The sequence below is a fragment of the Aquabacterium lacunae genome (genome assembly GCF_004310865.1).
Taxonomy (GTDB): domain Bacteria; phylum Pseudomonadota; class Gammaproteobacteria; order Burkholderiales; family Burkholderiaceae_C; genus Aquabacterium; species Aquabacterium lacunae.
The window spans coordinates 266,357-286,871 of sequence record NZ_SIXI01000004.1 but is presented as its reverse complement, the minus strand read 5'-3'; the positions used below and the strand labels follow the sequence as shown (position 1 = coordinate 286,871).

Here is a 20,515-nt window from a genome sequence, read left to right as displayed (position 1 = left end):
ACCATGTACGAGTCGTTTTTCGGGCTGAGCAGCAAACCGTTTCAGCTCAACCCAGACCCCACCTTCTACTTCGGCAGCAAACCGCATCGGCGTGCTCGGGCCTACCTTGAATACGGTGTGATGCGCGCTGAAGGGTTCATTGTCATCACAGGGGAAGTCGGTGCAGGCAAGACCACGGTGGTGCGCAGTCTGCTCGACAGCATCGACCCCAAGGCCGTGGTGGCCGCGCAGCTGGTGAGCACCCAGCTGGGGGCCGATGACACCTTGCGCATGGTGGGTGCCGCATTTGGCGTGCGCGTTCGGGACGTCAACAAGGCAGAGTTGTTGATGGCGCTGGAAGCCTTCTTCATCACCCAGGCCACCCTGGGCAAGCGTTGCCTGCTCATCGTGGACGAGGCGCAGAACCTCAAACCCCAGGCGGTTGAAGAGTTGCGCATGTTGTCGAACTTCCAGCATGGCAATCGCGCATTGCTGCAAACATTCCTGGTCGGGCAACCAGAGTTTCGCAACATTTTGCTCAGCCCTGAAATGCTGCAGCTGAGGCAACGGGTGACGGCCAGCTGTCACCTGGGTGCCATGGCAGAAGATGAAACCCGTGGCTACATCGAGCACCGACTCAAGCGTGCTGGCTCCACGGGCAAGCCGTCGTTCGATGTGGCAGTGTTTGCCACCATCCACGAGTACACCGGTGGCCTGCCTCGCCGCATCAACACCTTGTGTGATCGCGTGTTGCTGAGTGCCTTTCTGGCGGGTGAATCACACGTCTCAGCCGCCATGCTGGCATCCGTCATCGAAGAGCTGCACGAAGAGCAAAGTTGGCTGTCAGAGATCGAGGGCGATCCCTCGCAAGCCATGCCTGCCGTGGCCGAGTCCACGTCGGGTGATGCTGCTCCACATGGCACTGTGCCCCGTGTGGCTGGCGCGGTGGCTGCTGACGGTCTGCCATCTGCTTCATTGGCTGCCCAGATGGCACGCATCGAGCGCAGCTTGCTGCGACAGGAAAAACTCAGCCTCGAGCTGATGGCCGCACTCAAGAAGTTGCAGGAGAAACAGTGACCGTGTCCCCCACCCCGCATCGGTCGGTTGTCAATGCCCTGACCATCGATGTGGAAGATTACTTCCAGGTTTCGGCCTTTGCGCCCTACATCCGCCGAGACGAATGGCCCACCCGAGAGTGCCGCGTCGAGCGCAATGTGCACCTGATCCTCGACATGCTGGACCGTCATGACACCCGGGCCACATTCTTCACATTGGGCTGGTTGTCGGACCGCTACCCCGCGCTCGTTCACGAGATCGCCAGGCGCGGTCACGAGGTGGCCAGCCATGGCCATGGCCATGAGCGGGTCAGTGATTTGACACCCGAGGGCTTCCGTCAAGACTTGATGCGAGCCAAGGCCTCGCTGGAGGATGCTGCAGGGCAGGCGGTACTGGGCTACCGCGCCCCCAGTTTTTCGATTGGTCAGGACAATCTGTGGGCGTTGGATGTGCTGCTGCAGACGGGTCACCGCTACAGCTCAAGCATCTACCCGATTGCCCATGACCATTACGGCATGCCGGATGCCCCTCGGTTCGCCTACGCGGCCCGTCAGGGTTTGATCGAGGTGCCACCGACCACCTTGCACCTCGCCGGGCGAAACCTGCCATCCAGTGGGGGTGGGTTCTTTCGCCTGTTCCCGTATGCGCTCTCCCGCTGGATGATTCGGCAGGTCAATGAGCGTGAGGGTCAGGCGGCTGTTTTTTACTTCCACCCTTGGGAGGTGGATCCCGAGCAGCCTCGCGTGGCAGGCGCTGACCCCAAGTCAAAGTTCAGGCACTACCTGAACCTGTCGCGGATGCAGCCCAGGCTGGAGCGTTTGCTTGCGGATTTCCGTTGGGGACGCATGGATCAGATCTTCCTGCCGACGGCCGAGACCCAGGTGCAGCATGCGTGAGCCGGTCAAGTTGCGCGTCGTGCGCCTCGAGCCCTGGGATCGGGCGTTGGCTCAGGCCTGGGATGCCTTCGTGCAGGACCATCCTCAGGCCACGTTCTTCCACAGGGCTGCCTGGGCCCATGTGGTGCGGGACGTGTTCGGTCACGACACCCACTATCTGTGCGCACTGGAAGGCCAGACGGTCGTCGGTGTCTTGCCCATGGCCCATGTGGACAGCCTGTTGTTTGGCCGGTCTTTGACCAGTCTGCCTTTTGCCGTTTACGGCGGGTTGTTGGCTGCCAGTCAGGAGGCTGGCAACGCGCTGGAGGCGCATGCAGACCAGCTGGCCCGGCAGCTGCAGGTGGATCACCTCGAGTTTCGCAATGTGTCGCGTCGACATGACGATTGGCCCTTGCAGGACCTTTACGTGACATTCCGCAAGGAGATCCTGCCTGACGAAGAGGCGAACATGTTGGCCATCCCGCGCAAGCAGCGTGCCATGGTCCGCAAGGGCATCAAGAACGGGCTGACCTCCGAGATCGATTCAGACGTCGGGCGTTTTTTTGCGCTGTATGCCGACAATGTCCATCGCCATGGCACGCCGGCCATGCCTCGCAAGTATTTCCAGTGTCTGATGGACACCTTCGGTCGTGACTGCGAGGTCATGACCGTGTGTGATGCCGAGGGGGTCCCCGTCAGCAGTGTCATGAGCTTTTACTTCCGTGATGAAGTGCTGCCGTATTACGCCGGGGACGCTGTGGCTGCCCGCGACCTGGCAGCCAACGATTTCAAGTACTGGGAGTTGATGCGCCGGGCCTGTGCGCGTGGTTTGAAGGTGTTCGATTACGGTCGCAGCAAGAAAGAGACCGGCTCGTATGCGTTCAAGAAGAACTGGGGTTTTGAACCGCAGCCGCTGCATTACGAATACCGTCTGTACACCCGGGACAGCATCCCGCAGAACAACCCCTCCAATCGCAAGTACAAGCTGATGATCCAGACGTGGCGCAAGATGCCGATCGGTCTGGCGAACTGGCTGGGGCCCTTCATCGTCCGCAATCTGGGCTGACATGGGCAATGTTCTGTACCTCGTCCACCGCATGCCTTACCCCCCGGACAAGGGCGACAAGGTGCGGTCGTACCACCTGCTGAAGCACCTGCAGAGGCGCCACAGGGTGTTCCTGGGAACATTCATCGATGATCCGCAAGACGAAGCGCACCTGCCCGCTTTGCGTGCGCTGTGCCCGGATCTGCATGTCGAACGCCTCTCACCCGCATGGGGCAAGCTCCGCAGCCTGCCAGCCATGCTGTGTGAGGAACCCTTGTCAGTGCGGTTCTATCGCAGCCAGCGCATGCGCGATTGGGTGGCGTCGGTGGTCCGTGATCACCGTCCGGAGGCCGCGGTGGTCTTTTCTGGTGCCATGGCCCAGTTTGCGATGCCCCACATTGCGCAGGTGCCCATGTTGCTTGACCTTGTCGATGTCGATTCTGTGAAGTGGGCGCAGTACGCGCAGGCGCGTCGTGGCCCCATGGCCTGGTTGTACCAACGTGAAAGCCGATGCCTGCTGGCGTTTGAGCGAGAGGCTGTGGCCATTTCCGAGCACGCTTTCCTGGTGACCGACAAGGAGGCGGCGCTCTTTCGCTCGCTGGCTCCTGAGAGCCAGCACAAGGTTCAAGCCCTGTGCAATGGCGTGGATGCCAGTGTGTTTGCGCCCGAGCCTCACAGCCCATCGCCGTTCGCGTCGACTGACCGACCCATTGTGTTCACCGGTGCCATGGATTACTGGCCCAATGTGGATGGTGTCATCTGGTTCGCGAGGGAAGTGCTGCCGCAGGTGCGACAGCGGTGGCCTCATGCCACCTTCCATGTGGTCGGTCGCAACCCCACGCCCGAAGTTCGCGCCCTCCAAGGGCCTGGCGTGACCGTCACGGGTACCGTGCCAGACGTTCGCCCCTATCTGCAACATGCACATGCGGTGGTGGCGCCCTTGCGTGTGGCCCGGGGCATCCAGAACAAGATCCTGGAAGCCATGGCCATGGCCCAGCCCGTCATCACGGTTCACGGCTGTGCCGAGGCCATTTCCGCCACTCCGGCGCAAGGGCTGTGGGTGGCTGATTCACCCGAGGAGTGGAGCCAGGCGATCGATCGCTCGCTTTCGTCCCCGCAGGCGCATGTGCAGGCCGGACTGAATGCTCGCCACTTCGTCGTCGAGCATTTCAGCTGGCAGGCCCATTTGTCCGGCCTGGATGCCTTGTGGCCGCAAGGAGTCCGTTCATGAACCCCCAGACCTTGCCTGCTCGTTGGCGCCTGGCATGGGCGGGCATTGGCCTGGTTTGGGTGCTGGTGCTGCTGACGTGGCTACCCACTGCGTTGTCCATGGTGGACATCTGGGAACGGTCAGAGACCTACGCACATGGTTTTGTGGTGCCGCCGTTGTGTCTGTGGCTGATCTGGCGCGCACGGCAACAGTGGCAGTCGCTTTCTCCTCTGCCGGCGTTCAGTGCCGTGGTGCCCATGGCCTTGATCGCTTTGGCATGGTTGGCTGGCGAGCTGGTCAGCGTCAATGCCCTCAGGCAGTTTGCGCTGGTGGCCATGATGGTGATGGCGGTGCCTTTGGTCGGTGGCTGGGCCCTCGCCCGTGCATTGACTTTCCCGCTGTGCTTTGTCTTCCTGTGCGTGCCATTTGGTGATTTCCTGCTGCCATGGTTGATGAACCGCACGGCCGACTTCACAGTTTTGGCCGTTCGGGCGTCGGGTGTGCCTGTGTACCGAGAGGGGTTGCAGTTCGTCATTCCCTCCGGCTCGTGGTCGGTGGTCGAGGCTTGCAGTGGCATTCGCTACCTCGTGGCCTCCGTGATGGCGGGCTGCCTGTACGGTTACCTCAACTACACCAGCATGCGCTTGCGTGTCCGCTTCCTCGTGTTGTCGGTGGCGGTGGCTTTGATCGCCAACTGGTTGCGGGCCTACCTCATCGTGATGCTCGGTCACTACTCGGGCAACACCATCGCCACAGGGGTCGACCACTTGATTTACGGCTGGGTGTTTTTCGGGTTTGTCCTGCTCTTGCTGTTCTGGCTCGGTGGGCGTTGGCATGATCCCGCTTCGGTAACGTCCGCAGGCGCTGGCCAGCCTCAGGCACTGCCGATCGCAGCCGTACCTTGGCGCCTTCGAGGTGCTGTGGCTGTGATGCTCGCCGCCATGGCGCTGGCCCTTCCCTGGGCATGGCTCACGCACGTGCGAGACAGCTTGTCGACCGAGCCGGTGCTCCTCGCGGCCCCAGCGGCCATGGGCGCTGGGCGCGCACCCGACGGGCGCTGGGAGCCAGACTACCGCGGGGCCCGAGCAAGTGTTCACCGGGTCTACCCAGTCGATCAGGGGGAGGTGGGCCTGCATCTGGCCTACTACCGCAGGCAGGGCGGCGACTCCAAACTCATCAGTGCCGAGAACCGCCTGGCTCAGAACGAAGACCCGATGTGGTCGGTGTCGGCTGAGCGCGCAAGGCAGGTCCCTTGGCGCGAAGGCTTTGTCACCCTCAAGGAGTCCGAGGTGATGGAGCGGCATCTGGCGCCCGGTGCATCACGCAAGGGGTTGAGGGTGTGGCAGTTGTTCTGGCTCAATGGACAGATCGAGGTGCGTCCGGCTCATGCCAAGCTGTTGGGTGGCTGGCAGCTGCTGCGTGGGCAGGGTGATGACGGTGCAATCATCACGTTGTACACCCAGGACGATGCCGAGGCGGTGGCTCGGCTGACCCGGTTCGCCAGGGCGCACGACGCGCAGATCGATGCAGCCCTCCTGGCCACACAAGGACAGCGCTGATGTGCGGTATTTCAGGCCTGTTTGACCTCCAGGGCACCCGTTTGTTTGACGCTGCGCTGATGGCTCGCATCAATGACGTACAGGCTCACCGAGGGCCTGACGAAGCCGATGTTCACCTGGAGCCGGGTGTGGCACTGGGCCATCGGCGCTTGTCTGTGATTGACCTGTCCATGGGGCAGCAACCGTTGTTCAGCGAGGACCGTTCAGTGGTCATTGTGTTCAACGGCGAGGTGTACAACTTCCAGACATTGCGGCAGGAGTTGGAGGCCCTGGGGCATCGTTTCCGGACCCGCAGCGACACCGAGGTGATCCTGCAGGCATGGCTCGCATGGGGTGAAGCCTGTGTCCACCGCTTGCGGGGCATGTTCGCCTTCGCCATTTGGGACCGCCGTCAGCAGACGCTGTTCATGGCGCGAGATCGCTTGGGTGTCAAACCGTTGCACTACGCCGTGTTGGCAGACGGCACCTTGGTGTTTGGTTCAGAGCTCAAGGTGATCACGGCGCATCCCCGCTTCGTGCGAACGATCGATCCTCGCGCGGTGGAGGATTACTTTTCGCTGGGCTATGTGCCAGATCCCAGGTCCATCTACCGCGATGCGCAGAAGCTTCCTGCCGGCCACACACTCACTTGGCGCAGGGGGCAGCCCAAGGCGCCCACGCCACAGTGCTATTGGGATGTGCAGTTCACGCTGGACAACCCGATTGCGGAGGCCGACGCGCAGGCCGAGCTCCTGGCGCGTGTCAAGGAATCGGTGAAGTTGCGCATGATCGCCGATGTGCCTCTGGGGGCCTTTCTCTCCGGGGGGGTGGACTCCAGCGCGGTGGTCGCGGCCATGGCAGGGCATGCCGGACAGCCTGTCCGCACCTGTGCCATCGGTTTCGATGACCCGCAGTTCAATGAATCCGAGTTTGCCCAAATGGTGGCTGATCGACATCGCACCGATCACCGCCTGGAGATCGTCGGCAGCGATGACTTTGACCTGATCGATCGACTGGCGCATCTGTACGACGAGCCCTTTGCGGACAGCTCTGCCATCCCTACTTACCGTGTCTGCCAGATGGCGCGCAAGCACGTCACCGTGGCGCTGTCGGGCGATGGCGGTGATGAAGCCATGGGTGGTTACCGCCGCTACCGCATGCACCTGGCCGAGGAATCCGCACGGCAGTCGCTGCCACTTGGCCTGCGTCAGATGGTGTTCAACCCTCTGGGGCGTCTGTACCCCAAGATGGACTGGGCGCCCCGGTTCATGAGGGCCAAGACCACATTCCAGGCCCTGGCCATGGACGCGGCTCAGGCCTATCACCACAGCATGTCCCGTTTGCGTGCCGATGCCAGGTCACGCCTTTACAGCGACGGCTTCAAACGAGCACTGGGCGGCTACCAGAGCCAGGAGCTGTTCCAGGCGCATGCGTCGCGTGCAGGCACCGACGATCCACTGGCACTCATCCAGTACATCGATTTCAAGACCTGGCTGGTGGGAGACATCAACACCAAGGTGGACCGAGCCAGCATGGCGCACTCGCTGGAAGTGCGTGAACCCCTGATGGACCACGAACTGGTGCAGTGGCTGGCAACCTTGCCCAGCCGTCACAAGATCCATGGGGGAGAGGGCAAGCACGTGTTCAAAAAGGCTTTCGAGCCCTTGCTGCCGCACGATGTGCTGTACCGGCCCAAGATGGGCTTTTCGGTGCCGCTGGCCCGCTGGTTGCGGGGGCCGCTGGCGCAGCGCATGCAGCAGGCCGTGTTGAGTGATCGCATGCTGGACAGCGGCCTGTTCGATGCCGCCGAGCTGCATCGCTGGGTGAAAGCGCATCAACAGGGCTTGGCTGATCATGCTGACGGCTTGTGGATGCTGATGATGTTTGACGCATTTCTGCGCTTGCAGGAGCGCGCAGTTCAAGACCACCCATGAAGATTCTGTACCACCACCGCACAGCCTCCAAAGATGGTCAGGCCGTGCACATAGAAGAGATGATCGAAGCCTTGCGCAGCCAGGGCCACGAGGTGCGTGTGGTGGCGCCCATGCCTGAACACAGCGACAGCCCAGGTCAAATGGGCAGTGACATGGGTTGGGTGCACCAACTCAAGGCCAAGCTGCCCAAGGCGGTGTACGAGCTGATGGAGCTGGCCTACAGCCTGGTGGCCTATCGCAAACTGATGGCAGCGGCCCAAGAGTTTCAGCCTGACGTCATTTACGAGCGCTACAACCTGTTCCTGTTGTCTGGACGCATGGCGAGTCGCCGGCTCGGGGTGCCATTGCTGCTTGAAGTCAATGCGCCGCTGGTGGAGGAGCGCTCCAGGCACAGTGGCGGGCTGGCTTTGCCCTGGCTGGCTGCATGGGCCGAAGGCGCTGCATGGCGTGGGGCCGACCGTGTGCTGCCGGTGACCCATGTGCTGGCCAAGCACGTGCTGGCCTGTGGTGTGCCGCGTGAGCGGGTGGTGGTCATCCCGAACGGCATCAACCGCGCGCACTTTGCGCAAGCGCCCCAGCCTGATCAGGCCAAGGCGCAGTTGGGGCTGTCGGGGCGGTTGGTCCTGGGTTTCACCGGATTCGTGCGTGACTGGCATGGAGTTGACCGCATCGTTGCCTGGATGGCCACCCCGGCAGCACCGTCGAACATCCATCTGCTCATCGTGGGCGATGGGCCTGTGCGCGCAGAACTTGAGCAGCAAGCCAGGCACCTGGGTTTGGCTGAGCGTGTGACCTTCACCGGGGTGATCGATCGTGACCGTGTGCCCGCCCACGTGGCGGCATTCGATGTGGCCTTGCAGCCGGCGGTCACGGCCTATGCATCGCCACTGAAACTGATGGAGTATCTGGCGCTGGGCAAAGCCATCGTCGCACCTGCGGTGCCCAACCTGCAAGAGGTGCTGACCGACGGGCTCAATGCCGTGCTGTTTCAGGATCAGGCGCCAGGCCAACTGGAGGCGGCGCTCACTCGCCTGTGTGAAGACACAGGGCTTCGCCAGCGATTGGCTCAGGGTGCGCATGACACCATCGACCGCTTGAACCTGACCTGGTTGGGCAATGCCGATCGTGTGGTGGCCCTCGCCAAGGAGGCTGCCCGGTGAGCCGCGCCACCCGCATCCTTCTGTTTTCCACCCTGTACCCGAGTGCGGTACGACCCGCCCATGGCGTGTTCGTCGAGACGCGCCTGCGTGAGCTCATGCGCACGGGCCGCGTCGAGGTGAAAGTGGTGGCCCCTGTGCCCTGGTTCCCCTCCACCCACCCACGGTTCGGCGAGTACGCGCAGTTTGCGTCCACGCCGCGCCACGAGACACGCAATGGCATCGAGGTGCATCACCCCCGTTATGTCTTGCCGCCCAAGGTGGGCATGAATGTGGCGCCATGGACGCTGGCCGTCGGTGCCTGGCCGACCATTCGCCGCCTGCAGCGGGAGGGGTTCGATTTTGACCTCATTGACGCCCACTACTACTACCCCGACGGTGTCGCCGCCATGTTGCTGTCCAGGTGGTTGAGCAAACCCTTTGTGGTCACGGCGCGTGGTACCGACCTGAACCTCATTCCGCAGCATGCCTGGCCGCGCAAGCTCATACTGCAGACGGCCGCTGCGGCCCATGCCTCCATTGGTGTGTGCCAGGCCTTGATGGACACCCTGGCCGAACTGGGCGCCAGCCCTGACCGTTTGCACACCTTGCGCAACGGTGTTGATTTGCAGCGCTTCAGCCCCAAGCTGCGCCAAGAGGCCCGGGAGCGTCTGGGGTTGCAGCCCGATGCGGCGTACCTGCTGTCTGTGGGGCATCTCATCGAGCGCAAAGGACACCACATTGCCATCGAGGCCATGCGTCATTTGCCCGATGTTCAGCTGCTGATCGCTGGTGCTGGCCCAGAACAACAGGCCTTGCAACAGCAGGCGCAAGCCTTGGGTGTGGCCAATCGTGTGCGCTTCGTTGGTCTGATTGCGCACGAAGAACTGGCCTGGTGGTACAGCGCAGCCGACGCTTTGGCCCTTTGCTCCAGCCGTGAGGGCTGGGCCAATGTGTTGTTGGAGTCCATGGCCTGCGGCACCCCGGTGCTGGCCACCAACATCTGGGGTACACCCGAGGTGGTCACTTGTGCAGCAGCCGGGCGCTTGCTGGACGCCCGCACCCCTGAGGCGCTGGCCGATGCCTGGCTGGCACTGCGGGCTGATCCCCCCGAGCGAGAGGCCACACGCCGACACGCCGAGCGGTTCAGCTGGGAGGCCACCACGCAGGGGCAGCTGAAACTGTTCGAGCGCATCCAGGCGCAGGGAGTGCAAGCATGACGTCGCGCACCCACATCGTGCACCTGGTCTATCGCTTCGCAGCCGGTGGGCTGGAGAACGTCATTGTTCAACTGGTCAATGGTTTGCCGCACGACCAGTTTCGACACACGATTGTTGCGCTGACCCAGATTGATGATGATTTCGCTCTCCGCATCGAGCGTGATGACGTCCGGTTCGTGTCGCTTCACAAGAGACCCGGACAACCCTTTGCGATGTACCCACAGGTTTACCGGCTGTTGAGGCAACTCGCGCCCGATGTTCTGCACACATGCAATCTGGCTGCACTGGAGTTCATGCCCGTTGCGTGGGCGGCAAGGGTTCCTTTGCGCATTCATGCTGAGCACGGATGGGATATATCGGATCCTGATGGAAGCAACATCAAATACCAGTGGCTGCGGCGCCTTTATCAACGATCTGTTCATCGATTCGTCGTTGTTTCGGCCCAGCTTGAAGAATATTTGCTGAATGTCATTGGAATCGACCGTCAGCGAGTTTCGCTGATTCCCAACGGGGTGGACACTGATCGTTTCCGCCCCCTGCAGGGTGAAGATGATCCCCCTGAGGGCTTTCCTTTCAACAGGGGGCGAGAGTGGGTGGTCGGTGCAGTCGGGCGGCTTGAGCCCATCAAAAATCATCAATTGCTTGTCCAGGCCTTTGCACATTGGGTGAGGACAGACCCGGTGACATCCAGCGACGCTCGCCTCGTGATCGTGGGTGATGGACCTTTGCGTGGTGTTCTGGAGCGTGATGCGGCACAGGCAGGCATTCGAGAGCGTCTCTGGTTGCCAGGAACGCGTGCTGACGTGCCAGAACTCCTCCGCTTCATGGACTGCTTTGTGTTGCCTTCTCGGGCTGAAGGAACCTCTTGCACGCTGCAGGAAGCGATGGCGACCGGCCTGCGGATCATTGCCACCGACGTTGGCGGCAATCGAGGCTTGTTGCAGCAGGCAACGTTTGGACAATTGGTGCCCACAGAGGATGTGTCTGCGATGGCACATGCCATCGGGGCAGCGCGTGCGTCGGGCGTCCCTTCCGGACATCCGGCTCGTCAGCATGTCGTTGAATACCATTCACTGAAGCTCGTCCTGCGAACTTATCAGCGGCTGTTCCACCAAAGGGGGTGATTCATGCTGGAAGGAGTCTTCCTGTTGGCCATGCTTGTGTTTTTTCTGTTGCTGCTGCTGCACACTCGCCACGTTGAAAGCAATCAGGCTGTCAGCTGGATCGACCGTTTGTTCGCGCTCAAGACCAACACGGGAAAAGCCGTTGATGGGAAGCGTCCATGAGAGACCTGCTGGTCTTGTCTTTTCTTGTTGCCTTCCTGCCATTGGCGTTGCGCAGCCCTTTGTGCGCCTTTCTGCTTTGGAGCTGGGGCGGAATGATCGCCATCCAGTCTCACGTCTACGGCTTCATGCTCAGTGTTCCTGTGGTCCAGCTGTTTGCCTTGATCTCACTGGTGCAACTGGTGATGACACGACGTGGGGGGCAGACCGCCTATTGGGGTGGGGGTACATCGATCATCATGCTGCTGTTGATCCTGCATGGCCTGATGTGCGCCTTGCTGGCTTATTCGGGTTTGCCTAGAAACTGGGAGTTGTTCAGCAACATGGCCAAGACCGTGCTGCTGTGTCTGATCATTCCGGTGTTTCTCACATCTCGCGAACGACTGAACATCTATGTCATCCTCATTGCGATCAGCGTGAGCTTTCACGGCATGCTGGATGGACTCAAATACCTCAGCAGTGCCGGGAATCACAATGCCCATGGCATCCCAAAATTCGGTGACAACAACCATTACGCCATCGTGCTGCTGATGGTCATTCCGCTCCTGATTTATGTCGGTCGTCACGCCGAGCGATGGTTGTTGCGATGGGGTGTGATTGCAGTGGGCCTCCTGACCTTTCTGGCGGTTCTGGCGACCAACTCGCGTGGCGGCTTGCTCTCGTTGATCGTGATGGGACTCTGGCTGATCATGCTCAGCAAACGAAAGCTGGTCGGCATGGCGCTGGCCGCCATGCTGGCGATGCTGGTCGTTCAGCTGGCACCAGATCGCTGGTTTGATCGGATGGACACGATCAAGGAGGCCAATGACGATGATTCCTTCATGGGGCGGGTCACGGCTTGGAAACGAGCGAGTGCCATTGCCGTCGAGAATCCAGTGTTTGGCGGCGGATACCATGCCGGACAGTTCGACGGCATCTTCGACCGTTTTCGATACGAACCGGGACTTCTGGGCTTTGTCGAAACGCCGGATGTGAGCTATGCAGCGGCCACTCACAGCATCTACTTCGAAGTACTGGGTGATCAGGGATTCGTGGGGCTGCTGCTGTTTGTTGCACTGTTGGGCAATGCGTTCTACAACTGGTGGCGCATCCGACGCCTTGCCCGGAAGAATCCGCTGCAGTTGGGGTGGGCGCACAGTCTGGCAGACATGCTGAGTGCGTGCCTGCTTGTTTACGCAGTTGGAGGCGCAGCGTTGAGCGCCGCTTATTTCGAACTGCCTTATTACCTGGTGATGCTCCTGCAAATGGTCTGGGTTCAGGTCCGCGACCACGCCTCACACTCGGCGGCGCCAAACCTGGCGCTGCGCCGACCGCAGGCTCACACAGCTCACGCCCAGCCGTCGGACACCCCATGAATCACCGCTGGATCCATCTGGACGGCCTCAAGGCCCTTGCCATCCTCCTGGTCGTTGCTGATCACAACGATGGATTTCGGCTGGTCGCCCCGTCCTGGTTTCATCCTTTGACGGTGCATGTGCTGGCATTCTTCCTGGTCTCAAGGATCGGACTTGATCGCAACCAAGATGATGGCTGGACTTTTCTCCGCAAACGAACGCCTCGGTACCTGGTGCCTTGGCTGGTGTTTTACGCTTTGGCGGCCTTGGGGCAGTGGTTGATGCTGGGCGCTTTTGAACATGAGCGATTTGTCACCGGCCTGATGCAAGCCGGCATGGGCGTCATCAAGGACGGTTGCGGCATGTCCGTGTTGTGGTTCCTGCCGGCCTTGCTGACCTTTGTGCTGCTTGGAAAGTTTGCACAGCGCGACAGTGTCTGGGCCCGAGGCCTTGTGCTGGGCTCTGCTGGGGTCGCATTGTTATGGCCAGCCGAATTGCTGAAGATTTCTGGTGGCGCCGTGCTCTGGTGGGGGTGTGGCCCTGCACTCCATGCCCTGGCGATCTGCGCCCTGGTGTGGCCATGCCTGTCGTGGGTTGGCATGTACATCGCGGGTTCGCGATGGCGTCATGTGCTTGCTTTGCTGGCCGTGACCGCTGGAGCTGCAGCGGCTCATCTGTGGGTGATGCAATCCGACCGCCAATTTGAGGTGGGTACCTTTGCATTGCCAGGCATTGCCCAGCCAGGTTGGTTCCTGGCTCTGTTGGCAGCCAACCTGATGGGACTGCTCATGTTGTGCCTGATGTCCCGCATTGGGGCTGGTCGATTGAGCCTGTTTCGCACGATCGGACAGTTCAGCCTTGAGATCTTTCTGCTCCATCAGTTCATTCAAGTGCCGCTTTTCAGGCTGGCTGCCAAAGGGCCCTGGTTGTCGGAGCATCCTTTGCTGATCGGGGCGTTCATTTTTGTCTTGTCCGTCGCTGTGCCTGTCTGGATGGCGAAGTGGATGAGACACAGGGTGACTGGCCTGCATTCTCTGATCTTCGCCGGCAGCTTGCGTCTGCCGGTTCAGCATACGTCAGGAGTTTGATGTGTTTGCGCAAGAAAACAAAGGCTCGGCCAGCTTGTCCTTATCAGGACTCACTGTCGTTATCCTGAACTGGAATGGCTTGCAGGACACTTTGCAGTGTCTGGCCTCGCTGGCGAGCGATGTCGAAGCCGGGTTGCAAGTGTTGGTCGTTGATAACGGCTCTGGCGCTCCAGAAGCCGACGCCATCAGAACGGCCTTTCCCGGTGTTTCCGTGATTGCCACCGGAGAGAACCTGGGGTGGGCGGGAGGAAACAACGTGGGGGTTCGCTGGGCCCTCGAACGCGGCGCCTCACATGTGCTGTTGCTCAACAATGACACCGAGGTTCTGCCTGGGGCCATGTGTGCTGTGCTCCGGGCAGCCAGAGAAATCGGGCCATGTCTTCTGCATCCATCGATCTATTATTTTGATGAGCCTTCCATCGCTCAGTTGGATCCGGTTGCGAATCTGCCTTCAGCCTCGCGTGACGAGCCTGTTCTGCTCGACCATGCGTTCGGTGCTGCCTTGTTGATCGACCGGATCATTTTTGAGCGGGTTGGTTTGCTCGATGAACGCTTTTTCCTGCAACTGGAAGAGACCGACTATTACCGCAGGGCCGTCAAGGCCGGCTTTGCCGCTTATGTCATACCTGCTGCTCGTGTCCTGCACAAGGAATCCCGGTCCTTCGGTGGACGCAGGGTCGCGCTCAAGACTTATTACATCACCCGCAATTCGTTGCTGTTATCCGCCAAGCACGAAGCCACTTGGTCTGGGCGCCTGAAGGCGATGCGCAAGCTCTTCTGGACCCTGTGCAACACGGCAGGGCATGACATCCGGCAGGATGGGGCTGCTGCAGGCAAATGGGAGATGGTCCGGTGGCTGTTGTGGTCTGCATCTCCCTTTGCGCATGCCGCTCGGGCTGCATTGATCCACCACGTCCTGCGGCGCTACGGAAGGGCTCAAGATACCCTGACAGTCCGTTTGGCCAGGCCTTGACTTCAGTCTGATCAGGTCGCTGTCGCCCTGGACGGGGCGGCGGATGAAGAAGTCAGTGACAGCGGCTTTTCAACAAACAGAAACAGTGCGGCAGAGGGCAGCAGGGTGAACATGAACGCGGGCAGCATGCTCAGCCAAAACAAGGCATCAGGATGCTGATCGGGTGGTGCCAGCCTTGCCAGCACGTTCACCCATGCATGCAGCGCCAGACCATGCATCAGGTAATAGGAGTAACTCATGTTGCCCAGCCATCGGATCGGTGGCCACGACAGGATGGTCGTCAGTTTGCTCGTCTGGTGATTCAGGCTTGCAGCACACAGAAGGCCAAATCCCACACTGAGTGAACCCGTCATGCAGGTTCCGCTCCATGGACCCGACGGCGCGAGCTGTGTGGATGCAAGTGCCAAAAGGCCAGCCGTCATGCCTGTGGCAGCCGAGACGCGTCGTCCACCTTGCATGAGTTCGTGAACCATCATTCCAGCGACGAACAGCGTCATGCGAATGTGTGAGCCCAAGATTTGCGGAGTCAGCAGCATGGCGAGCGCTACCCCACACAGCAGGAGGATTCGGCGGCTGGCTGGCTGTTGGCGAAGCCGCAGACCTGAGATCCAGAATGGAAGGGCAATGTAAAAAAAGAACTCGTAGCTCAATGACCACGCGACGGCAATGAGGGGTTCGATGGGAAACAGGCCAGGCAGAAGCAGCAGGTTTTGCAGAATGTAGATCCACCGTTCGACACCATCTGTCGGCAGCTTGCTGCTGCCCATGGACAGCGCCAGCGCCAGGTGCACTGCAAAGACCACCAGGAAGGCTGGGTAGATGCGTCGGATGCGCCGGCGCATGAAGCCGATGTATGGCTGCGGCCGAGTCATCAGAGTCCGGTAGATCAGGTAGCCACTGAGCACGAAGAAAAGGTCGACCCCGGCATTGCCCAAGCGGTGGATGTACTGTGCCCATTGGTCGGTCAGCCCGTCGCGCGTCACCCAAGGGGAGGTGAGCGTGACATAGTGAACGAGGAACACCAGCGTCACTGCGAGACCTCTGAGACCCTCCATCGCGTGAGAGGGTGTGTCGACCTGCCCCCGGCGCAGCTCGAAATGCATCGCGAACCAATGATTCATGGCGTGGGCGAATCTGCACCCGCCACCAGTGCCTCGCACAGGTGCAGGAATTGCTGAGCCACTGCAGCCGTGCTTCCAGCACGGGCCAGTGCCAACCCAGTTGCTTCCATCCGGGTTCTCAACGGAGCATCGCAAAGGAGTTCGATCACGCGTGCGGCAATGTCTTCGGGTCGAGTGCCATCGACCAGATAGCCGGATTGACCGTGAGCAATGGCGTCCACCGCGCCACCAGCCGCACCGCCGATGACGGCTTTACCGCATGCGTTTGCCTCACGGAACACCAGGCCGAATCCTTCTGTGTCGCCGTCGGGCAGGGTTCTGTTCGGCATCAGGAACAGTTCACATCCCTGGAAGAGCTTGAGCACATCTTCGAAGGAGCGGCTACCGGTCAATCGGACAGCGTGCTGCAGCCCCAACTGCTCGATGCGCGCCTCCAGAGCCGTGCGGTGAGGTCCCTCACCCACGATCACGAGCTTCACGTCCGCAATCGATTGCTTCACGATCGACATGGCTTGGATTGCCATATCGATGCCTTTGCGTTCGACCAGTCGCGCCACCGTCAGCACAAAGCGGCATCCTGAGAGCCCTTCACGGGCAAGAAACTCTGTGTCGGGCTCGGCGGGATGAAAGCGGCGGGTATCCACGCCGTTGGGTATCAGCCGTATCTTTTCGGCCGGCACCCTCAACATCTGCTGCAGGGCTTGTGCAGTGAAGCTGCTCACGGCTACCACGGCATCTGCGCTGGCCAGGTAACTGGCTCGACGGTCGCCACTGAGACGGCCCGACGTGTGGGTGGTGACCTCCTCTCCATGGATGTACATGATGATTCGGCACGAGGTCAGTCTTTTCAAAGCCGGTGCGAGCCAGCCATGGGACACCAACTCACCCACGCACACGACGTTGAGTCGATGCTTGCGGATCATGTGCAGCACCTTCAGCAGGATCCTGATGTTGAGCGGCAGGTCGATCCAGAGCAAGCGACGTAGCGATTCCCATATGGATCCTGATGGCGGGAGACTGGGGGGGCGCAGGTAATCCATGCGGTCGACCGGGTAGCCGGTCGATGCATCATGCGCTTGGTGCCCACGAATCTCCTGGCGGTCTGTGTGGCGCCTGGATGCCGTGAGGACGTGGATGCTGCCTGATGGCAGGTGCTCGCACAGTCCTCCATAGACCACGGCCGATCCTCCGTGGATGGGTGGAAAGGTATTGGCGATCAGCAGTATGCGGGCCGAGGGGTGATGCTTGTCAGCCATGGGTGTCAGACGCGTCGCTCGACGTGGAACAGGTTGCGGATCAGTTGAAGTTCAAAGCCGGTGGCTGAAGCTTTCCAGGGGCCCAGTCTCGGCAGCTGGAACCAGTCACTGGATCTGTCGACAGTGCCAGCACTGGTGGTGAAGGCTGCCTTGAATCCGCAATGCTTGACCATTTCTACATGGGTGCTGTCGAAGTCTCCTCCAGGCTTGCCGTTCGGATATGCAAAGAAAGGGACTGGGGCTCGTGTGATGTGCTCCAGGGTGTGCTTGGATCTCGCGATTTCCTCCCGGGCTTCGTGGGGGGAGCAGTGCAGCAATATGGGATGTTGCTGAGTGTGGGCACCGATGCCAAAACCCTGATTGGACAACTGCCGCACATCGGCCTCCCGGAAGTCGCCCGGTGTCGTTCCGCCAAGCTCGTGCTCCAGTGCGCTCAGCATTTCCTCTCTCTGCCTCAATGTCAGGGTTTTGGCATGTTTGAGCGCCAGGTGAAGGTGCTCTTCCCGAGTGGCTGTGTGCGTATGAGCGGCCCCTGTCCATGGGCAAGGCGCAGTCAGGCCGTCGGCTGGCATGCGCCGTATGCATTCGATCAGTCGCTCATGCCAGAGCGCTTGTCCGTCGAGGATGCCTGTGGTGATGAAGAACGTCGCATGCAGGTCATGTCGAAGCAGCGATGGCGTGATGTGCTGATGCCAGTCACCGTAGCCATCGTCGAAGGTCAGGACCACCGCGCCCTCGGGGAGCCGACCTTGACGGAGTCGTTGCAGCGCATCTTCCAGGGGCAGCACTTTTCGGGTGACTTTCAGCTGCGCCAGCATCTGGACGAAGTCGGAGGCCAGAAGTTCTCTGGGGAGCAGCGGATCGGGGGCTGCTGGCAGTTTGTGAAAGGTCAGGATGCTCAGCCGGTTCGCAATCTTTTGCTGGCGCATCGAGATCAGCAGCCCCTTGAACAGCATCAACTGCGCATGCTCCTTGAGCCAGTTCAGTGAACCGGTCTGGCACGATTGAGGAGGTGAAGGGAGCTTGTTCACGGGAGTCCCGGATGGCTTGCGTCGATCAAGCGAGCGCCTGATGGCTCAGTTGCCCGATGAGTGCCGTCGTGGCGTCGCGATAAAGGGCATTCGTGAAACGCATGTAGCCGATGAAATGCGCAAAGCGCACATGCTGCAACGACGAATCTGGGGTGCAATATGCAGGAAATGGCAATACCGCACTGCCTTTGGCATTGGCGACCAGGTAGTTGCTGGTGATCTGCTCAGTGCCCCATTCCGTCCAGCGCTGCCCTGCAATGGCCTGCATCCTGCGAGAAAAATCGCGCATCTTTTCGGTCATCAGCGGGTCGATTGGGAAACCAGTGAATCCCGAGCATCCGCGCACGTACAGCGACAGTGCTGGAGGATGCGCGTGCATGCGTTTCTCGATGAAGGCCTGGATGTGTTCATCCGTCCACTGGCTCGCATGCGCCGCTGTCGCCGCCAACGACACGATGCGTTGGCCTGTTTCTTCACCGATCACGAATCCGTGGCCCGCATCAATGGCGTCAGTGACCTCTGGGATGGAATCCAAGGTCAGCGTGTCCGCATCCACCTGAACGGTGTATTGACGGCTGGCGTTGTGTGCAATCGCGGCAAGTCGCTCCCAGGTTCCGCCGGTTGGATGACTGTCATGCTGGAAGTCACAGGCTTCCAGCAACCTGATGTGCGGGATGTGCTTGCGGAATAGCGCCCGAGATGCGTCGTCGATGCTGGGGTCGCACACAACCGCCACATCGGAGGGCTCGGCGTGCCGCGCGAACGATTTCAGGGCGCACAGGTAGGGCAGCACATCGCGTTGGTGCACCATGGACAGTGCCGTGAAATCTCTGCTCCCACGCTCGACTGGAGGGGTTTGCAAAATGCCCTTGACGGCCGTTTGATATCGGCGTTTGTGCCAACGCGATGCTGCAGCAGCGAGCAGTTGTTGGATTCGTTGGGGCAATGGGTGAGAGGGATGCATAACGGCGTGTGGCGACACTCAAGCTTGGAGCCATCCAGCCAACCGGGGGAATCTAACCACCAAGGGTTGAACCTCTGCCAGAAGGGGATGCCTCAACATTCTGAGGCAGATCAGCCACCAGACGGGAATGATCAGGCCTGCCAGCAGCAACTGCCATCCCGCGGCCCAGGGCTTGCTCAGATGGGCCAGTGCTGCACCAACGCAGCCGCATGCCACGCAGACCCAGAAGCTCTTGTACTGGCTTCGCAGAAACGCGCGGGCACTGACTCCGAGAATGCGGTGTTGCAGCCAGGCATGGATGGGGTATCCCGCCACCGCTGCCATGCACAAACCGGCGGCAAATGATTCCAAGGTGCCGTCATACAGCCAAAGAATCAGCGCTCCCCGCAATATCAGGCTGGCCAGCGTGGGAAGTACAGCGAGCAAGGGGCGACCAATCGCCATGTAGGCTGCACCATTGAAGCTGAAAGGAGTTGACAGGAGCAGCATCAGGCATCCCCACTGAACGATGGGGGTGGCCGGGAGCCATTTCTCCCCATAAAGGAACGCAATCAGGGGCTGGGCATAAAAGCCGGTGCATGCCAGGGCAGGCCACATGATGCCTGTGGCGTAGGCCCGTGCTTTTTCCAGGTGCTGATCCAAGGCCTGTCCGCTGTGGTGCGCCTTGGCAAGGTAAGGCAGGACCGCGTAAGACAAAGTGGGGCCTATCACCTGGTTCAACAGGTTGGTGGTGCCTAATCCTCTGCTCAGCAGTCCCACATCGTGCGGGCCACTGAGCTTGCCCAGCATCATGTCTGGCATGGCGGTGTGCACGGCTTCGAGGCTGTTGCTGAGCGTCGCACCAGCACCGAAGTGCATCACTTTTCTCCAGCCACGGAAGCGTGGTCGCCAGGTCATCACCTCGGGTTTGAATGGCAGATACCCCAAAGCGGTCGCGATGATGTTGATGAGGCTGGCCCACGCCATCGACATATAGCCGAAGCCCGCGTGAGCCAGGCTGATGGCAGAAATCGCGTAAGCAGCCGTGCCGACAATCCGAACGTATGCTTGCTCGGTAGCCTTGTACTCACGGGTCAGGATGCTGTGCGTCACGGCGCCGAATGGGATCACGGCAAACCCGATGGCCATCACTTGCATCACATCCTGAATCCCCTCTTGTCCATAAAAAGCACTGGCTGGCCAACTGAGCGCGAACACGGCCAGTGCAATCAACCAGGAGGAAGTCAGAAGCATGCCAAATGCGGCACTGACTTTCTCTGGGGTCAACTCCTTTTCCTGCTGGAGGTAGGCCCCGACACCAAAATCGCGAAACAGGTGTGCGATGGAGACCATCACGGCCGTGATGGAGAACACGCCAATGTCCTCAGGGGAAAGCAGGCGTGCCAGCACGACCGTCACAGCAAACTGGACTGCAGTTGCTCCGTTCGTCGAAAAGAACGTGAGCAGCAAGGACTTTCGCAGGGTGTTCATTC

18 protein-coding genes are annotated in these 20,515 nt (G+C 60.6%); 13 read left to right on the top strand and 5 right to left on the bottom strand.

What is annotated here, in order from left to right; all coding sequences use genetic code 11:
* Nucleotides 1-3: 3 nt before the first annotated feature.
* The 13 genes from EYS42_RS11165 to EYS42_RS11110 are packed head-to-tail and all read left to right on the top strand — an operon-like array spanning nucleotide 4 to nucleotide 14,671.
* Nucleotides 4-1,056 carry an XrtA/PEP-CTERM system-associated ATPase gene (locus tag EYS42_RS11165; RefSeq protein WP_130968239.1) on the top strand — a complete coding sequence of 351 codons (1,053 nt, stop codon included), beginning with the start codon at nucleotides 4-6 and terminating at the stop codon, nucleotides 1,054-1,056.
* On the top strand, nucleotides 1,053-1,931 hold the full coding sequence (locus EYS42_RS11160; protein WP_245503612.1) for an XrtA system polysaccharide deacetylase: 879 nt from the start codon (nucleotides 1,053-1,055) through the stop codon (nucleotides 1,929-1,931). Before EYS42_RS11165 ends, EYS42_RS11160 begins: the two co-directional genes overlap by 4 nt.
* The gene (locus EYS42_RS11155) at nucleotides 1,924-2,976 is read left to right on the top strand and encodes a FemAB family XrtA/PEP-CTERM system-associated protein (RefSeq protein ID WP_130968238.1); all 1,053 of its coding nucleotides are present in this window, start codon (nucleotides 1,924-1,926) and stop codon (nucleotides 2,974-2,976) included. The genes EYS42_RS11160 and EYS42_RS11155 overlap by 8 nt, the downstream gene beginning before the upstream one ends.
* A gap of 1 nt (nucleotide 2,977) precedes the next feature.
* Nucleotides 2,978-4,186 carry a TIGR03087 family PEP-CTERM/XrtA system glycosyltransferase gene (locus tag EYS42_RS11150; protein ID WP_130968237.1) on the top strand — a complete coding sequence of 403 codons (1,209 nt, stop codon included), beginning with the start codon at nucleotides 2,978-2,980 and terminating at the stop codon, nucleotides 4,184-4,186.
* On the top strand, nucleotides 4,183-5,724 hold the full coding sequence (gene xrtA / locus EYS42_RS11145; RefSeq protein WP_130968236.1) for an exosortase A: 1,542 nt from the start codon (nucleotides 4,183-4,185) through the stop codon (nucleotides 5,722-5,724). The genes EYS42_RS11150 and xrtA overlap by 4 nt, the downstream gene beginning before the upstream one ends.
* On the top strand, nucleotides 5,724-7,637 hold the full coding sequence (locus tag EYS42_RS11140; RefSeq protein ID WP_130968235.1) for an XrtA/PEP-CTERM system amidotransferase: 1,914 nt from the start codon (nucleotides 5,724-5,726) through the stop codon (nucleotides 7,635-7,637). Before xrtA ends, EYS42_RS11140 begins: the two co-directional genes overlap by 1 nt.
* Entirely contained in the window at nucleotides 7,634-8,797 is a 1,164-nt protein-coding gene (locus EYS42_RS11135; RefSeq protein WP_130968234.1) for a glycosyltransferase family 4 protein, read from the top strand. The genes EYS42_RS11140 and EYS42_RS11135 overlap by 4 nt, the downstream gene beginning before the upstream one ends.
* Complete coding sequence (locus tag EYS42_RS11130; protein ID WP_245503610.1) at nucleotides 8,794-9,993, top strand: glycosyltransferase family 4 protein; 1,200 nt, start codon at nucleotides 8,794-8,796, stop codon at nucleotides 9,991-9,993. Before EYS42_RS11135 ends, EYS42_RS11130 begins: the two co-directional genes overlap by 4 nt.
* Nucleotides 9,990-11,117, top strand: coding sequence for a TIGR03088 family PEP-CTERM/XrtA system glycosyltransferase (locus EYS42_RS11125; RefSeq protein ID WP_130968233.1), 1,128 nt, complete (start codon nucleotides 9,990-9,992; stop codon nucleotides 11,115-11,117). Before EYS42_RS11130 ends, EYS42_RS11125 begins: the two co-directional genes overlap by 4 nt.
* Before the next feature lie 3 nt (nucleotides 11,118-11,120).
* Nucleotides 11,121-11,279: a hypothetical protein gene (locus tag EYS42_RS17090; protein ID WP_165456738.1), complete on the top strand. Its 159-nt coding sequence runs from the start codon at nucleotides 11,121-11,123 to the stop codon at nucleotides 11,277-11,279.
* A complete protein-coding gene (locus tag EYS42_RS11120) occupies nucleotides 11,276-12,631 on the top strand; it encodes a putative O-glycosylation ligase, exosortase A system-associated (protein WP_130968232.1) in 1,356 nt (451 codons plus the stop codon). Before EYS42_RS17090 ends, EYS42_RS11120 begins: the two co-directional genes overlap by 4 nt.
* The gene (locus EYS42_RS11115) at nucleotides 12,628-13,698 is read left to right on the top strand and encodes an acyltransferase family protein (protein ID WP_130968231.1); all 1,071 of its coding nucleotides are present in this window, start codon (nucleotides 12,628-12,630) and stop codon (nucleotides 13,696-13,698) included. The genes EYS42_RS11120 and EYS42_RS11115 overlap by 4 nt, the downstream gene beginning before the upstream one ends.
* A gap of 1 nt (nucleotide 13,699) precedes the next feature.
* On the top strand, nucleotides 13,700-14,671 hold the full coding sequence (locus EYS42_RS11110) for a glycosyltransferase family 2 protein (RefSeq protein WP_165456737.1): 972 nt from the start codon (nucleotides 13,700-13,702) through the stop codon (nucleotides 14,669-14,671).
* Nucleotides 14,672-14,682: 11 nt separating this feature from the next.
* Here EYS42_RS11110 and EYS42_RS11105 read toward each other — a convergent pair whose 3' ends face one another.
* The 5 genes from EYS42_RS11105 to EYS42_RS11085 all read right to left on the bottom strand — a co-directional run bounded on the left by EYS42_RS11105 (nucleotide 14,683) and on the right by EYS42_RS11085 (nucleotide 20,513).
* Nucleotides 14,683-15,792 carry an acyltransferase family protein gene (locus EYS42_RS11105; protein WP_130968229.1) on the bottom strand — a complete coding sequence of 370 codons (1,110 nt, stop codon included), beginning with the start codon at nucleotides 15,790-15,792 and terminating at the stop codon, nucleotides 14,683-14,685.
* Nucleotides 15,789-17,048, bottom strand: a complete 1,260-nt coding sequence (locus EYS42_RS11100; protein WP_130968228.1) for a glycosyltransferase family 4 protein — start codon at nucleotides 17,046-17,048, stop codon at nucleotides 15,789-15,791. Before EYS42_RS11100 ends, EYS42_RS11105 begins: the two co-directional genes overlap by 4 nt.
* A 5-nt stretch (nucleotides 17,049-17,053) precedes the next feature.
* Nucleotides 17,054-18,079 carry a polysaccharide deacetylase family protein gene (locus tag EYS42_RS11095; RefSeq protein WP_130968227.1) on the bottom strand — a complete coding sequence of 342 codons (1,026 nt, stop codon included), beginning with the start codon at nucleotides 18,077-18,079 and terminating at the stop codon, nucleotides 17,054-17,056.
* A gap of 25 nt (nucleotides 18,080-18,104) precedes the next feature.
* Nucleotides 18,105-18,890, bottom strand: a complete 786-nt coding sequence (locus EYS42_RS11090) for a hypothetical protein (RefSeq protein ID WP_130968226.1) — start codon at nucleotides 18,888-18,890, stop codon at nucleotides 18,105-18,107.
* Between the two features lie 171 nt (nucleotides 18,891-19,061).
* Complete coding sequence (locus EYS42_RS11085; RefSeq protein WP_130968225.1) at nucleotides 19,062-20,513, bottom strand: lipopolysaccharide biosynthesis protein; 1,452 nt, start codon at nucleotides 20,511-20,513, stop codon at nucleotides 19,062-19,064.
* Between the last annotated feature and the right edge of the window lie 2 nt (nucleotides 20,514-20,515).

Coding starts and splice junctions, on each gene's coding strand:
- EYS42_RS11165 (WP_130968239.1), top strand. CDS start 4: ATGTACGAGTCGTTTTTCGGGCTGAGCAGCAAACCGTTTCAGCTCAAC.
- EYS42_RS11155 (WP_130968238.1), top strand. CDS start 1,924: ATGCGTGAGCCGGTCAAGTTGCGCGTCGTGCGCCTCGAGCCCTGGGAT.
- EYS42_RS11150 (WP_130968237.1), top strand. CDS start 2,978: ATGGGCAATGTTCTGTACCTCGTCCACCGCATGCCTTACCCCCCGGAC.
- xrtA (WP_130968236.1), top strand. CDS start 4,183: ATGAACCCCCAGACCTTGCCTGCTCGTTGGCGCCTGGCATGGGCGGGC.
- EYS42_RS11140 (WP_130968235.1), top strand. CDS start 5,724: ATGTGCGGTATTTCAGGCCTGTTTGACCTCCAGGGCACCCGTTTGTTT.
- EYS42_RS11135 (WP_130968234.1), top strand. CDS start 7,634: ATGAAGATTCTGTACCACCACCGCACAGCCTCCAAAGATGGTCAGGCC.
- EYS42_RS11125 (WP_130968233.1), top strand. CDS start 9,990: ATGACGTCGCGCACCCACATCGTGCACCTGGTCTATCGCTTCGCAGCC.
- EYS42_RS17090 (WP_165456738.1), top strand. CDS start 11,121: ATGCTGGAAGGAGTCTTCCTGTTGGCCATGCTTGTGTTTTTTCTGTTG.
- EYS42_RS11120 (WP_130968232.1), top strand. CDS start 11,276: ATGAGAGACCTGCTGGTCTTGTCTTTTCTTGTTGCCTTCCTGCCATTG.
- EYS42_RS11115 (WP_130968231.1), top strand. CDS start 12,628: ATGAATCACCGCTGGATCCATCTGGACGGCCTCAAGGCCCTTGCCATC.
- EYS42_RS11105 (WP_130968229.1), bottom strand. CDS start 15,792: ATGAATCATTGGTTCGCGATGCATTTCGAGCTGCGCCGGGGGCAGGTC.
- EYS42_RS11100 (WP_130968228.1), bottom strand. CDS start 17,048: ATGGCTGACAAGCATCACCCCTCGGCCCGCATACTGCTGATCGCCAAT.
- EYS42_RS11090 (WP_130968226.1), bottom strand. CDS start 18,890: ATGGTGCACCAACGCGATGTGCTGCCCTACCTGTGCGCCCTGAAATCG.
- EYS42_RS11085 (WP_130968225.1), bottom strand. CDS start 20,513: ATGAACACCCTGCGAAAGTCCTTGCTGCTCACGTTCTTTTCGACGAAC.